The following is a 13,871-nucleotide window of genomic DNA, read 5'->3' on the forward strand; positions in this document are numbered from 1 at the left end:
GGGCGGGGCTTCAGACGCCGTGCTCACTCGATTGGCATTGTTCGCGAAACCCCCGATATTGCGGGCATGACCGAGGCGGCCGCCCATATTCTCGTCGTCGACGACGACGACCGCATCCGCGATCTTCTGGCGAAGTTCCTGCGCCAGAAGGGCTTGCGCGTCTCCACCGCGTCCGACGGTGCGCGGGCGCTCGCGCTTCTGTCCCAGATGCGCTTCGACCTCGTCATCCTGGACGTGATGATGCCGCAGGTGGACGGCTTCGAAGTCACGCGCACCGTCCGGGAGACCGACGATACGCCGCTGATCCTGCTGACCGCGCGCGGCGAGCCCGAAGACCGGATCAAGGGTCTGAGCCTGGGCGCGGACGATTACCTGCCCAAGCCGTTCGAGCCTGAGGAATTGCTGCTGCGCGTGCAGGCGATCCTCAGGCGCGCCGCCCCCAGGCGCAATGCGCCGGCCGAAGTGGTTTTTGGACCGTGGAGCTTCACCCTGTCCACCGGCCAGCTCGCCCGCGAGGGCGCGCCGGTGCGCCTCACCGGCGGGGAGGCCGCGCTCCTGACCGCGCTCGCCCGCGAACCGGGCAAGCCGGTGAGCCGGCAGTCGCTGTCCGAGAACGCGGCGAACGGCGCGGGCGAACGCGCCGTGGACGTGCAGATCACCCGGCTCAGGCGCAAGCTCGAAGCCGATCCGCGCGCGCCGGTCTGGGTGCAGACCGTGCGCGGGGAGGGCTACAAGCTCGTCGCCGAGCCGGTGCTGAGCCAGGGGCGCTAGACCATGCGCCTGTCGATCAAGCGCTATCTGCCCACGGGCCTCTTTCAGCGCTCGCTGCTGATCATCGTGCTGCCCGTCGCCCTGATGCAGGCGGCGGTGACCTGGGCCTTCTTCGAACAGCATTGGCAGACCACCACCGCGCGCCTGTCTGAAAGCGTGGCCGGCGACGTCGCCATGGTGGTCGCGCTCTACGAACAGCAGGGGCCAGAGAATTTCGACCGCATCGCGCGCACCGCGTTTTCCACCACCGGGCTCAGCGTCGATCTCAGGGAGGGCGCCGAGCTGCCGCTCAGCCGGCGCACGGCGTTCTTCCGCGTGCTCGACCGCACGCTCAGACGCGCGCTCGACGCCCGGCTCGACAACGCCTTCTGGTTCGACACCACGCGCTATCCCGAATACGTCGACATACGTGTCGAGGTGGACGCCGGCGTGTTGCGCTTCATCGCGGTCAGGGACCGCGTCTTCGCCACCACCGGGCACATCTTCGTCATCTGGCTGTTCGGCGCGAGCGTGCTCCTGAGCGCAGTGGCGATCATCTTCATCCGCAATCAGGTCAAGCCGATCCGCCAGCTCGCCGAGGCCGCCGAAGCCTTCGGCCGCGGCCAGGACGCCGAACGCTTCAAGCCCGCCGGCGCGCGCGAGGTCCGCCAGGCCGCGCTCGCCTTCATGGACATGCGCAACCGTCTGAGGCGGCATATGGAGCAGCGCACCCAGCTGCTCGCCGGTGTGAGCCACGACCTCAGAACCCCGCTCACGCGGCTGAGGCTGCAGCTCGCCCTGATGCCCGAGAGCGAGGAGCGCGAGGCGGCCCGCCGCGATCTCGCCGACATGGAATCCGCGCTCGAGGAATATCTCGCCTTCGCCCGCGGTCAGGCCGGCGAGGAGATCGAGCCGATCGATCTGGCCGAGCTGTGCGAGACGCTGGCCGACGACGCCGCGCGCGAGGGCGTCGATCTCGAGCTCGACCTGCAGCCCGATCTGGTGGTTTCCGGCCGGCGCGGGGCGCTCAAGCGCGCCTTCGCCAATCTCGTCCAGAACGCCGCCGCCCACGCCGACCGGGTCGCGCTGAGCTGCCGGGCCGAGGGCGGCCGTGCCGTGATCGTCATAGACGACGACGGGCCGGGCATCCCCGCCGAGGCGCGCGAGGAAGCCTTCAAACCCTTCTCCCGCCTTGACGAAAGCCGCAACGCCAACCGCACGGGCGTCGGCCTCGGCCTCGCCATCGCGCGCGACACGGTCCGCGCCCATGGCGGCGAGCTTCGGCTGGAAGACTCCCCGCTGGGCGGGCTCAGGGCGCGGGCGATCGTTCCGATCTGACGTTTCGCGCGTTGTCCGTCCGGCGAGAGCGAAGTAACCTACCGTTAAGACTTTGCGGCCTGAGGGGGATGCGCAGGTGGACGACCAGACGATCATCGAAAGCGCGCCAGGCGAGCGCCCGGAACCGGGCCTTTTCGCGCCCGCGCCCGGCGAGGGCGAGCGGGAAAACGCCTACGCCATGCGCTCGACCGGTCAAGTGGCGCTTCGGCTCGAAGATGCGGAATTCGACCTCGACCATGACGGCGCAGGCCAGCGCGCGGGTTGGCGGATGCACGCGCTCGCCGCGCTCGCCTTCACCGGCCTGACCGTCGCGCTCGGCTTCGCCGCCGGCTATCCGGGACCTGCGTCAGGGCTCGTCCCTCTGCCGATGGGCGTGATCCCGTTCGCTGCGACGGCGGCTGCTGTGGCCTCTGCGGTCGCGGCCTTCGTGTTCTGGATGGGCGCTGTGAAGCGGGCGGCCAACGGCGGCCCGGCGCGCGGCGCTTCGCGGCTGAGCAGGCGCGCCCTTTTCGTCGGCTCGGGCGCATACGCGGTCTCGGTCGGCCGCGAGGGGCTGGCGGTCGGCTCTGCACGCAAGCGCTTCATCGCCCGGTGGACGGCCTTTCATGGCCCTGACCTCTATGCGACCGACATGCATGCCGGCTTTCCAGTCATCACCGAGGCGGAGGCCAATGGTGTGACCCTTGATGACATCTTCGGTGGCCGTGACGATCACGAGGGACTGAACCGATTGCTGGCGAGCGCGGCCGACTGGGCCAGGAGCAATACGGTCATCCGCCTTCCTCTGAAGAGCGATGAGACCTTCGCCGTACGCAAGACCCGCAAGGGCGTCGAGCGGGCCGTCGCCCGTGTAAGCGAGCGCGAGTACCTCCGCCTGCCGCGCAGCGCCTTCGACACGGGAGAGAGCGATCTCACCTGGCCGCGCTTCGTGGCCGCCTGCGTGTTGATGATCGCCAAAACCGATCCGAGCTGGCCGCACCGCCTCGACCCCGCCTGAAGCGGACCGGCCCGGGACTTGCGTCCGGCGCTTTCATCGTGAGGATAGCCGCCGGGGAGGCGTGCCTTGATGAAACGCATCGCAGAATTCGCCGCGGCGCTCGCGCTGAGCCTGGCCGCGCTGGTGCTGGGCTCGGTCCCGGCGAGCGCGCAGGCGATCGGACCTGAAGAGCGCGCCTATGCGGTCGACAGCAACGAGGGCCGTTACACCGCCCAGTTCCGGCGCGGCGGCCGCTATGAAGACAGCCGCGGCGCACGCGGCTCGTGGAATTTCGACGGCCGCACGCTGTGCATGATCGTCCAGCCGCCGCGCGGCGGGGAGTACGAAGTCTGCCTGCCCTGGCAAAATCTCGGCGTCGGCGAAAGCTTCACGACCCGGTCGTGGACGCCGGACGGCTCGGCGGCGCGCATCACGCGCATCGAATAGGCCGTGCAAGACAGCTCCGGCCCGGTTTGCTAGGCTGGGGATCATCCGCGCCGTGGGGGACGGCGCGCCGATACGAGGGACACCATCATGGGCCGTATTTTCGGGCGCACCGCCAACGCGACCTTCACGATCTTTCTCGCCTTCATCCTCAGCTACGCCATGCTGATCGCCATCGCCCTGATCAGCCCGACCACGCTGAACTGGATGCTGGACGGCGCTGAAATGCTCGAGGACTGGCTGACCCACACCGCGCTGGACGACCGGTACAACAACTGGCTCCGGATCTTCATCGGCGAGGAGCAGATCCTGGTGCTGTTCTTCGCGATCCTGGCGCGTTTCGTCATTGCGCTGCTGGGCAGCTCGTTCAACGCCGCGATCGGCCGGGACGCCTAGAGCCTTTTCAGCGAAAGCGGGAACCGGTTTCGCGGTTCGAAAAGGCGATAATGCAAAGACCTGGAGCGATATCGGGCGATCAGGATCGACCGAAATCGCTTTAGGACAGCACCGCTTTCGGCCGCGTTTCAGGATCGAGCTGGTCGAGCGCGACCAGCACGGCGGCTGTATGCACCGGCAAATCCTCGCGTCGCGCCCGCTCGAGCACGGCGTCGCAAGCCCGGTCGAGCACGCCGCCCCATTCGGTGCGTATCGCGTCTTCGTCCACCGAGGCCGGATCGGCGTAGGCGCGCCATTCGAAGAAGCTCGCCGCAACCCCGCCGGCATTGGCCAGCACGTCCGGCGCGGTCCAGCGGCCGCGCTTTTCCAGCGCCTCGTAGCCGCGCCGTGTGACGGGGGCGTTGGCGATCTCCACGATCGCGCGCGCCTTCACCTTGCCGGCCTTGCTCGCTGTGATCACGTCGGACTTCGCGGCGAGCACGAGCACGTCCGCGTCCGCCTGGATGATCCTGTCCGGATCGCCGCCCTCGCCGACTTTGCCTGTCTCCGACTTGCGCTCGCCGATCGCGTCTGGATCGAGCCCGCCGGGATCTTCGGCGAGGCTCCTGGAGTCCGCGACGGCGACCAGCGTCGCGCCGGCTTTCGTGGCCGCGTCGATGAAGCCCCGCGCCGCCTTGCCGTAGCCCTGAAGCGCGATGCGCGGCTTCGCCGGCGCGCCGCAATCGGGCGCGAGCCGCTCATAGACCCGCCAGGCGCCCTGGCCGGTCGCTCCGGTCCTCAGCGCCAGCCCGCCTTTGTCCTGCGGCAGGCCGGTGACCGGCGCGCGATCCTCGCCCGGCGCGATCCCGAGCGCCTCGGCCATCGCGCCCATTTCCAGCGTTCCCGTCGCCACATCAGGGGCGGGCACGTCGCTGTCAGGGCCGATAATGTCTGAGAAGGCGCGGGCGTAGCTGCGGGCGAGCTCCGCGCGCGCCGCATCGTCGAGACCGGACGGCTCGATCTTCACCGCGCCCTTGGCCCCGCCGAAGGGCAGGCCGAGCAGGGCGCATTTCACGCTCATCAGGAGGGCCAGGCGCTCGGCCTCGTCAGACGAGGCGTCGTCGGAGAACCGGATTCCGCCCTTCGTGGGCGTGCCGGCGTCGGGAAAGCGCACGCGGAACGCCTCGACCGGGCCGTCGGGCCCCTCGATCGTCCGGCTGGTGATCGCCGCCCCCTCGGCGAGCGTGCGCGCGGCCCGCTCGGCGGGCTTGCCGCCATGGCGGCGGGCGAGGGCGCGCATGCGCTGTCTGGCGTCGTCGAGCGGGTCGAAATCGAGCACGTGATCGGCCTCCTGATGCTCGGATGTGAACTGGCCCGCCGCGCTGCGGTTTCAAATTTGCGCGAGCGCGGCGCAGCCGGTTTGCCTTCGGCGGCGGATCGCGCTTTCTTTCCCGGCGACAAAAAACATCATCACCGGGGAGACCAACATGTTGAAATCGCTGCTCACCGCAGCCGCCGCTGCGACAGCCTTCGCCGGGCTCGCCCTGGCTCAGGAGTCTGGTAACGGCGCTTCGGACATTCCCGAGCCTCGCAGCTGGGAGACCCGCGGCCAGGTCACCGCCGACGGCGAACGCATCCGGTATCGCGTCGTCGCGGGCGAGACCTATCTCGAAAACGACGACGGCGAGCCCACGGGCGCGATCTTCTCCACCGCCTATCTGAAGGAAGGCGTGGAGGATCCGCGCACCCGTCCGGTGGCCTTCGTCTTCAACGGCGGGCCGGGCTCGGCCTCGCTGTGGCTGCACATGGGCGTGATCGGGCCGCGTCGCGTGGTCCTGCCCTCCGAGCCGCCGGGCGACGACGGCGCGGCGCCGTTCGACGTGCGCGACAATCCCGAAACCCTGCTCGACGAGGCCGATCTGGTCTTCATCGATCCGGTCGGCACCGGCTGGAGCCGGGCGCTGGGCGACACCGATGCGACTGAAGAGTTCTGGGGCGTCAACGAGGACGCGGCCTCGATCGCCCAGTTCATCCGCCGCTGGCTGGCGGAGAACAAGCGCTGGAATTCGCCGAAATACCTCATCGGCGAGAGCTACGGCACGACGCGGATCGGCGCGCTGATGAACCAGCTCGAAGGCGGCTGGAACGACGTGTCGATCAACGGCGTGGCGCTGATTTCCGTCGTGCTCGACTTCAAGCTCGACCACACCGCCGAAGGCAACGATATCGGCTATGTCGGGCTGCTGCCCGGCTATGCGGCGACGGCCTGGTATCATAACCGGGTCGACCGCTCGGCCTGGAACGGCGATTACGACGCCTTCCTCGACGATGCGCGCGCGTTCTCGACCGACGTCTACCTGCCGGCTCTGGTCCGCGGCGTGACCCTGCCGGACGCTCAGCGCCGCGAGGTGATCGCCCGCATGGCCGCGCTGACCGGCCTGTCGCCGGTCTATCTCGACCGGGCGAACATGCGCGTCAGCCTGTCTGAATTCCGCACCGAGCTGCTGCGCGACCAGGGCCTCAGCGTGGGACGGTTCGATTCCCGCTTCACCGGGATCGAGCCCGACGGCAACCGCACCTGGCCTGAAGGCGATCCGTCCGGCTACGGCATCGACGGGGCCTACACCGCCGCGGTGCTGGACTACTACACCCGCGAGCTGGGGATCGACATCACCACGCCCTACACCACGCTGGGCGGCGTGCGCGAGTGGAACTGGGACGCGGGCCAGGCCGGCGGCGAGAACTCCTACGTCAACGTCTCGCCCTGGCTCGAACGCGCCATGCGCCAGAACCGCGATCTCAGGGTGCTTGCGGCGAACGGGATCTACGATCTCGCCACGCCCTTCTTCGCCACCGAGATGACCTTCAACCGGCCCGGCTATGATCAGGACCGCGTGACCCTGACCTACTATCCGGCCGGCCACATGATGTACCTGCACCAGCCTTCCATCGAACAGCTCGGCCGCGATCTCAGGGACTTCGTGGAGTAGCGCTCGCTGAATCCCCGGCCCGTCTTCGGATCTGATCCGGAGGCGGAGCCCGGCGATTCACGCAAATCACCGCTGTTGCCGCAACCGGCCTGCATCGCTAAACCGCTCGCCTCTTGTCACTGCGACGAAGGCGAGCGGCGATGCGCCATTTCCTGACCACCGAAGACTGGTCCCGCGAGGAGCTTCAGGCTCTGATCGACCGGGCGCGGCAGTTTCGCGACAGCCCGCAGGGCGACGCCCTGAAGGGCAAGTCGATTGCGCTTTTATTCTTCAATCCCTCCCTGCGCACCCGATCGAGCTTCGACATCGGCGCCTATCAGCTGGGCGGTCACGCGGTGATGCTGGACGCGCGCGGTCAGACCTGGCCGCTCGAGTTCGAGGAAGGCGCGGTCATGGACGGCGAGCCCGAGGAGCATGTGAAGGACGCCGCGCGCGTCCTGTCGCGCTACGCCGACCTGATCGCCATCCGTTGCTTCCCCAAGTTTCAGAACTGGGAGACCGAGCGCGAGGACCCGCTGATCACGGCCTATGCGAAATACGCGACCGTGCCTGTGATCAACATGGAGACCATCGTCCATCCCTGTCAGGAACTCGCGCTGATGACCGCGCTGCAGGACCGGATGGGCGAGGTTCAGGGCAAGAACTTCCTTCTGACCTGGGTGCCCCATCCCAAGCCGCTGAACACGGCCGTTGCGAACTCCGCGCTGCTGATCGCGTCGAAATTCGGGATGAACGTCCGGCTTCTGATCCCTGACGAGGTCTACCGGCTGGACGATCGCTACATGGACGCCGCTGCGCGCTTCTGCGCTGAGGCCGGTTCGACCTTCTCGGTGACCACCGACATCCAGGAAGCCTATTTCGGCGCGCACGCCGTCTACGGCAAAAGCTGGGGCGCGCTGCCCTTCTACGGCGCCTGGGAGGGCGAAGCGGAATACCGGGCCAAGGGCGCGGGCTACATGATCGACGAAGCCAAGATGGCGCTGACCGATAGCGGCGTGGTGAGCCACTGCCTGCCGATGCGGCGCAATGTGAAGATCGCCGACGCGGTGGTGGATTCAGACGCATTCCTGGGCATCGACGAGGCCGAGAACCGGCTGCACGTGCAAAAGGCGATCATGGAGCGGCTGATCAAAGGCGCTTCGGCGTGAGCGGGGCTCCGGAGACCGCGCCCGAACGCTCGGTGGTCCGTTCGGCCATCGTGCGGCTTCTGTCGAACATGCGCGACGGCAAGGAGATCCGCGAATACCTCAACCGCTTCTCCCGGCTCGATCAGGAACGCTTCGCCGTGGTGAAGGTGGGTGGCGCGATCATCGAGGAGGATCTCGACGCGCTCGCCGCGGCCCTCGCCTTTTTGCAGTCGGTGGGCCTCGCCCCGGTCGTCGTTCACGGCGGTGGGCCGCAGCTCAATCTCGCGCTGGAAGCGGCCGGTTTTCCCGAAGAGCGGCGCGAGGGGCTGAGGATCACGCCCGACGCGGCGATGGGCGTAGTGCGCGACACGCTGACCGCGACCAATCTCAAGCTCGTCCAGGCGATCCGGGACGCTGGCGGCCGCGCTGCGGCGATCCCCTCGGGCGTGTTCGAAGCCGCGCTGATCGACCCAGACGGTCTCGGCCGGGTGGGCGAGCCCACGAAGGTGCGGCTCGATCTGGTCGCCGCCGCCGCCCGCGCCGGTCAGGCGCCGATCCTGGGCTGCCTGGGCGACACCGCCGACGGCACGCTGGTCAATGTGAACGCCGACAGCGCGGTGCGCGCGCTCGTCCACGAGCTGCAGCCCTACAAGATCGTGTTCCTGACCGGGACAGGCGCGCTTCTGGACGCGGACGGCAAGCCGATCTCCGCGATCAACCTCGCCACCGATCAGGACGAGCTGTTCGCGGCGGACTGGGTCACCGGCGGGATGCGGCTGAAGCTCACCGAGATCAAGCGCCTGCTCGACGATCTGCCGCTGTCGAGCTCTGTCTCGATCACCCGGCCCGCTGAGCTCGCCAAGGAGCTGTTCACCCACGCCGGGGCCGGAACGCTGGTGCGGCGCGGCGAGCGTATGCTCGAGATCGGCAGGCTGGGCGAGCTCGATCAGGCCCGCGCCGCACGCCTGATCGAGGAGAGCTTCGGCCGGCCGCCCGTCGCGGACTATTTCGACAGGCTCGCCTTCGACCGCGCCTTCGTCACCGAGAACTACCGCGCCGCGGCGATCACTGCGACGCTCGGCGACACGGTGTATCTCGACAAGTTCGCGGTGCTGGACGAAGCGCGTGGCGAGGGCCTGGGCGGCGCGGTCTGGAAGCGGCTCGTGGCCTATGCGCCGCGGCTTTACTGGCGCTCGCGGAGCGACAACCCGGTCAACGAGTTCTACTTCAACACCTGCCACGGCGCGGTGAAGACCGGCCGCTGGACGGTGTTCCAGCGCGGCGAGGACGATCTTTCGCGCATGCCCGCCATGGTCGAGAAGATCGCCACCTTGCCGCCCACGCTCGAGGACCGCTGATGAAACGGATCGGCCTTGTCGGCGCGCGCGGCCATACCGGCCGCGAGCTGATCGCCCTGATCGGGCGGCGCAACGACATGACGCTCGATTTCGCCGTCTCCCGCGCCATGGCCGGCGAAGCGGTCAGCGCGGCGGCGCCGGGCGGGCCTTCGGGGCTCCTGTTTGAAAATCTCGGCCCCGAAGACGTCGCCGCGCGCGGTGCTGATGCGGTGATCCTCGCCATGCCCAACGGCGAGGCGGCGGCCTGGGTCGCCGCGATCGACGCCGCCGCGCCGGACGCCGTCATCGTCGATCTCAGCGCGGACTACCGCTTCGACGAGGCCTGGACTTACGGCCTGCCAGAACTTTACGGCCGCGAGCACCTGAAAAAGGCGACCCGCATCTCAAACCCCGGCTGCTACGCGACGGCGGGTCAGATCTGCGTGCATCCGATGCGGGACGCGCTCTCAGGGGCCGCGCATCTGTTCGGGGTGTCGGGCTACTCCGGGGCGGGCACGACGCCGAGCCGGAAGAACGATCTCGCCGCGCTCGAAAACAACCTCATGCCCTACAGTCTCGCCGGTCATCTGCACGAAAGGGAGATGGCGCGGCATCTGGGCGCGCCGGTCCGCTTCAGCCCGCATGTCGCGAGCTTCTTTCGCGGCCTGACCGTCACCGCCCAGCTGAGCTTCGACCACGAAGTCGACGAGGAAGCCCTGCGCGCCGCCTACCACGCGGCTTACGATGGCGAAGCGCTTATCCGCATCTCCGACACGATCCCGGAGATCACCGACGGCGCGAACGCGCCCGGCGCGGTGGTCGGCGGGTTCGCCGTCTCGGCGGATCGCAAGGGCGCGGTCATGGTCTGCGCGCTCGACAATCTCCTCAAGGGCGCGGCGGTGCAGGCGACCCAGAACCTCGCTCTGGCGCTGGGGCTCAGCGAGCTCGACGGGATTTCCTGAACCGATCGCTCGCAGCTTCGTGACTTGGCGCGGCCGCACGCCGGGACAATGTTAAGGCCGAGCCTACAGGAGATCCGCCATGCGCCTCGTCCTCGCCGCGGCCGCAGCCGCCGCCTTCACCGCCGCCGCCTGCGCCCAGGAGGACGGCGGCTTCGTCGAGCCCGCCGGCCCTGACGCCGCGCTTCCGAACGGGCTGGCCCAGGCCGTGTTCGCCTCGGGCTGTTTCTGGTGCACCGAAGCCGATTTCGAAAAGCTCGACGGCGTGGTGGAGGTCGTCTCCGGCTTCGCCGGCGGCGAGGAAGAGAACCCCTCCTATCGCGCTGTGGTGAATGGTCAGACCGGTCACACCGAAGCTGCGCGTGTGATCTACGACCCGTCCGAAGTCAGCTACGAGGCGCTGCTCGATCATTACTGGGTCAATGTCGATCCGTTCGACGGCGCCGGCCAGTTCTGCGACCGCGGAGCGCACTATGCGCCCTTCATCTTCCCGGCCTCCGAAAGCCAGGCCGAGGCCGCCCGCGCGAGCCTGCAGGCCGTCGAGGCGAGGTTCGGAAGGGACGTGGCGGTGGAGATCGAGCCGCTCGACATGTTCTGGCCCGCCGAGGCCTACCACCAGGACTATGCGGACAAGAATCCGGCGCGCTATTCGCGCTATCGCTTCGGCTGCCGCCGCGATCAGCGCCTGCGCGACGTCTGGGGCGACGACGCGCTGGGCGGCGCGCCCTGATCGCACGCGACGGAATGCGCATGTCAGCTCCGTATGGACGATGACGTCTGACGGAGGAATTCGCCGATGCTGAGACTTGTCGCGGCCGTAATCGGCCTAACCGCCACCGTCCCTGCAGCCCACGCCGTGCCCTGCGCTGCGCTTTCGGAGATGAACGCCGAGGCGGGCGGCGTCAGCCTCGTCGTCATCAAGGACGGCGCGCTCGCATGCGAGGATTATCCGGCGCCGGGTGCTCCGGACAGGGCCTGGGAACTCGCCAGCGGAACCAAGAGCTTTTCCGGAATCATGGCCGCTGCAGCCGTGCAGGACGGGCTTCTGAGGCTGGACGAGCCGGTCGCGGCCACGCTCGAAGAATTTCGCGGCGATCCCGCGCTCGAACAGATCACGATCCGCGACGTGCTGAGCCTGACCTCGGGCCTCAGCTTCGGCGAGCACGACCGGATCGGCCGCCCGCCCGCCTATGACCAAGCGGCCGGCGCAGCCCGATCGGTCGCCGCGCGGGGCGCGACCTTCGTCTACGGTCCTGGACCGTTTCAGCTTTTCGGCGCGGTGATGCAGCGAAAGCTGGACGCGGCCGGGCTCGACGCCGATCCGGCCGCCTATTTCCAGCGCCGCATATTCGATCCGCTCGGGATCGTTCCGGCGCGCTGGCGCGACCGGGGCGGGGATCCCCACCTGCCTTCGGGCGTGGCGCTGACCGCGCGCGACTGGGCGGTGTTCGGGGTGTTCGTGCTGGAAGGCGGGGCGTGGGGCGGCGAGCACCTGGTCGACGCCCGGGCGTTCGCGGAGCAATTCCAGGGCACGGCGGCCAATCCCGCCTACGGGCTGGGATGGTGGCTCGCCGAGCCGGTCGATCCCGCGCGCAGCGCCGACATTCGTCAGTTGCGCAGGGCGACCGACATCACCGAAGCCGGCGCCGCCTGGCCTGACGTCTACATGGCCGCGGGCGCGGGCAAGCAGCGGCTCTACGTGATCCCGTCCGAGGGCGTCGTCGCGGTCCGCCAGACCGACCGGGTGATGGCCTCGCTGCGCGGGCGCGGGCCGGACTGGTCGGACGTCGCCTTCGTCGAGCTTCTGCTGTCGGATTAATCGCCCGCGCGCCGTTCGGCGACCCAGGCCTCGAATTCGGCGTCGCGGGCGGCCGGGGCGTACCCTTCGGCCAGGAAAAGGCGGTACCGGCGTTCCCGGCCGCCGCCGAGATCGATCGCGATCTCTCCAGCGGGCTGCATCGTTTCAAAGTCGCGGCGCATGACCTCGATCTCTTCGGGCCGTTCCGAGGCGATCAGCACGCGGCCTTCATATCCGGCGGGAAGCGGCCAAGTCGCCTCGGCGAAGTTCAGCGGATGATCGTAACGCATCCACATGAAGAGCTCCGCGTCGAACTCGCCGTAGCGCTGCATCTGATGGAAATCGTTGCGGTTGTCGAACGCGATCGCGTCGGCGCGGACTTCTTCGGCGACGCGTTCGAGGGCGTCTGCGGTTTCAGGCCATTCCCTGATCCGCTTGAACGCGTTGGCGAGCCCCACCGAATCGGAAAGCGGCGTCGAGGCGGCGAGGGCGATCAGGACGAGGCCGGCGATTGCGTGAAGCCCCAGGCTCACCCAAAGGACGATTCGCCGCCAGCCGGGGCCGGTCATGAGCCAGCTTGCGACAAGGATGGTTCCGGCGGCGTAGGCCGAGGCCGCCCAGTTCGCATGCGCGCGGCTGATGAAGGCCTGAGCGGCGACGATGACGATCGCCGGTGCGCTGAAAAGTGCGAGCATGAGGCGCGGCCGCGCGGCGGCGAGACCGCCGCGGAGCTCCTCACGGGCGGCCGTAACGATCGCAGCGACTAGGGCGAAGAAGGTGAGCGGTCCGAACACGCCGAGCTGATCGATCACGAACTGGGCGAGCTCGTCGGGGCGGAAAAGCGGTCCGCCCCAGTTCGCGTTGGCCGCCGTATGCGAGACCGTGGCGAACTCGTTCGCCGCGTTCCAGGCGATGTTCCCGGCGATCAGTGCGAGGAAGATCGCACCGGCGGCCAGGCCCTTCAGCGAGATCAGGGCGCGCCGCAACGGCGCGTCGACGATCGCCCCGAGTCCCAGGCCCAGCAGGAAATAGATTGTCGCGTATTTCGCGAGGAACGCCCAGCCGGCGGCGACGCCGAGCATGATCGCGAACGCCCAGCTCGGCCGTTCGCGCAGCCGGATGACCGCGTAAAGCCCGGCGCTCCAGCCCACTAACAGCACCGCGTCGGTGGAGATGATCTGCCCGCTCAGCCAGACCGCCGGCATGGTCAGCCAGATCAGCGCGGCGACCGCGCCGGTTCGAGCATCGAACAGGCGTGCCGCGCTCAGGCCCAGGAAAGTCGCCGTCGCGGTGTGCAGGAACGGGGAGGCGATTCGCACCGCCCAGTCCGCATCGCCGAAAATCCCCGTGGTCAGCGCGATGACCCAGGCGATCAGCGGGGGTTTGGAAAAGTAGCCCCAGTCGGGGTTCAGCGACCAAAGCCAGTACTGGGTCTCGTCCGCATAGAGGCTGTTCGGATCGAACAGCAACGCAACGACGCGCAGCACGAGCAGACCCGCCGCTACGGCCAGCGCGGCACGCACGAGTCGGTTATCGTCAGGTGTCTGGATCGCTGCTCTCCCCATGGGCGTCTTCTGGGCGAGGCAGCGAGGCTTGTCAAAGCCAGGCGCTGCAAGGCCTGCCCGAAACCGCCTCTCGGGGCCGTGTTGTTTACGCCACGGCGCCGGTTGGCCGCGCAGTCAATCTGTTCGAGCTCGAATATTCGTACGGGAAATAAAAAGGCGACAATCAATTACGCCCGGCTGCGGTTCGGGTGGCCAGAAAACCGATGTGGCGT

At 68.5% G+C, this 13,871-nt stretch carries 13 protein-coding genes; 11 read left to right on the plus strand and 2 right to left on the minus strand.

Annotated features, from left to right (window positions below):
- Positions 1 to 66: 66 nt before the first annotated feature.
- From ABL308_07475 to ABL308_07495, 5 genes are all read left to right on the plus strand, one after another.
- The gene (locus ABL308_07475; protein XBQ14804.1) at positions 67 to 771 is read left to right on the plus strand and encodes a response regulator transcription factor; all 705 of its coding nucleotides are present in this window, start codon (positions 67 to 69) and stop codon (positions 769 to 771) included.
- Positions 772 to 774: 3 nt separating this feature from the next.
- A complete protein-coding gene (locus tag ABL308_07480) occupies positions 775 to 2,088 on the plus strand; it encodes an ATP-binding protein (protein ID XBQ14805.1) in 1,314 nt (437 codons plus the stop codon).
- 76 nt (positions 2,089 to 2,164) lie between these two features.
- Positions 2,165 to 3,085 carry a hypothetical protein gene (locus ABL308_07485; GenBank protein ID XBQ14806.1) on the plus strand — a complete coding sequence of 307 codons (921 nt, stop codon included), beginning with the start codon at positions 2,165 to 2,167 and terminating at the stop codon, positions 3,083 to 3,085.
- Between the two features lie 69 nt (positions 3,086 to 3,154).
- Entirely contained in the window at positions 3,155 to 3,511 is a 357-nt protein-coding gene (locus ABL308_07490) for a hypothetical protein (GenBank protein XBQ14807.1), read from the plus strand.
- 87 nt (positions 3,512 to 3,598) lie between these two features.
- Positions 3,599 to 3,904: a hypothetical protein gene (locus ABL308_07495; GenBank protein ID XBQ14808.1), complete on the plus strand. Its 306-nt coding sequence runs from the start codon at positions 3,599 to 3,601 to the stop codon at positions 3,902 to 3,904.
- Positions 3,905 to 4,004: 100 nt separating this feature from the next.
- On the opposite strand, the gene ABL308_07500 is transcribed toward ABL308_07495, so the two are convergent.
- Positions 4,005 to 5,222 (minus strand): Glu/Leu/Phe/Val dehydrogenase dimerization domain-containing protein, encoded by a 1,218-nt coding sequence (locus ABL308_07500; protein XBQ14809.1) that lies wholly within the window; start codon positions 5,220 to 5,222, stop codon positions 4,005 to 4,007.
- A 148-nt stretch (positions 5,223 to 5,370) separates the two neighbouring features.
- Between ABL308_07500 and ABL308_07505 the strand changes: the two genes are divergently transcribed.
- From ABL308_07505 to ABL308_07530, 6 genes are all read left to right on the plus strand, one after another.
- Complete coding sequence (locus ABL308_07505; protein ID XBQ14810.1) at positions 5,371 to 6,873, plus strand: peptidase S10; 1,503 nt, start codon at positions 5,371 to 5,373, stop codon at positions 6,871 to 6,873.
- A gap of 140 nt (positions 6,874 to 7,013) precedes the next feature.
- Positions 7,014 to 8,021, plus strand: coding sequence for an N-acetylornithine carbamoyltransferase (locus ABL308_07510; protein XBQ14811.1), 1,008 nt, complete (start codon positions 7,014 to 7,016; stop codon positions 8,019 to 8,021).
- A complete protein-coding gene (locus ABL308_07515) occupies positions 8,018 to 9,358 on the plus strand; it encodes an acetylglutamate kinase (protein XBQ14812.1) in 1,341 nt (446 codons plus the stop codon). Before ABL308_07510 ends, ABL308_07515 begins: the two co-directional genes overlap by 4 nt.
- Complete coding sequence (argC, locus tag ABL308_07520; protein ID XBQ14813.1) at positions 9,358 to 10,299, plus strand: N-acetyl-gamma-glutamyl-phosphate reductase; 942 nt, start codon at positions 9,358 to 9,360, stop codon at positions 10,297 to 10,299. The genes ABL308_07515 and argC overlap by 1 nt, the downstream gene beginning before the upstream one ends.
- A gap of 79 nt (positions 10,300 to 10,378) precedes the next feature.
- Complete coding sequence (gene msrA, locus ABL308_07525) at positions 10,379 to 11,026, plus strand: peptide-methionine (S)-S-oxide reductase MsrA (protein XBQ14814.1); 648 nt, start codon at positions 10,379 to 10,381, stop codon at positions 11,024 to 11,026.
- Positions 11,027 to 11,092: 66 nt separating this feature from the next.
- Positions 11,093 to 12,115 carry a serine hydrolase gene (locus ABL308_07530; protein XBQ14815.1) on the plus strand — a complete coding sequence of 341 codons (1,023 nt, stop codon included), beginning with the start codon at positions 11,093 to 11,095 and terminating at the stop codon, positions 12,113 to 12,115.
- Here the strand turns inward: ABL308_07530 and ABL308_07535 are convergent.
- Entirely contained in the window at positions 12,112 to 13,617 is a 1,506-nt protein-coding gene (locus ABL308_07535; GenBank protein ID XBQ14816.1) for a glycosyltransferase family 39 protein, read from the minus strand. The two genes, ABL308_07530 and ABL308_07535, sit on opposite strands and share 4 nt — an antisense overlap.
- Positions 13,618 to 13,871 lie beyond the last annotated feature (254 nt).

This window comes from Oceanicaulis sp. (assembly GCA_040112665.1).
In the GTDB taxonomy this organism is placed as follows: domain Bacteria; phylum Pseudomonadota; class Alphaproteobacteria; order Caulobacterales; family Maricaulaceae; genus Oceanicaulis.

What these genes read in the sequence shown, in the direction of transcription:
- ABL308_07510 (XBQ14811.1), top strand. Translation starts at nt 7,014, where the DNA reads ATGCGCCATTTCCTGACCACCGAAGACTGGTCCCGCGAGGAGCTTCAG.
- ABL308_07490 (XBQ14807.1), top strand. Translation starts at nt 3,155, where the DNA reads ATGAAACGCATCGCAGAATTCGCCGCGGCGCTCGCGCTGAGCCTGGCC.
- ABL308_07530 (XBQ14815.1), top strand. Translation starts at nt 11,093, where the DNA reads ATGCTGAGACTTGTCGCGGCCGTAATCGGCCTAACCGCCACCGTCCCT.
- ABL308_07505 (XBQ14810.1), top strand. Translation starts at nt 5,371, where the DNA reads ATGTTGAAATCGCTGCTCACCGCAGCCGCCGCTGCGACAGCCTTCGCC.
- argC (XBQ14813.1), top strand. Translation starts at nt 9,358, where the DNA reads ATGAAACGGATCGGCCTTGTCGGCGCGCGCGGCCATACCGGCCGCGAG.
- ABL308_07480 (XBQ14805.1), top strand. Translation starts at nt 775, where the DNA reads ATGCGCCTGTCGATCAAGCGCTATCTGCCCACGGGCCTCTTTCAGCGC.
- msrA (XBQ14814.1), top strand. Translation starts at nt 10,379, where the DNA reads ATGCGCCTCGTCCTCGCCGCGGCCGCAGCCGCCGCCTTCACCGCCGCC.
- ABL308_07495 (XBQ14808.1), top strand. Translation starts at nt 3,599, where the DNA reads ATGGGCCGTATTTTCGGGCGCACCGCCAACGCGACCTTCACGATCTTT.
- ABL308_07475 (XBQ14804.1), top strand. Translation starts at nt 67, where the DNA reads ATGACCGAGGCGGCCGCCCATATTCTCGTCGTCGACGACGACGACCGC.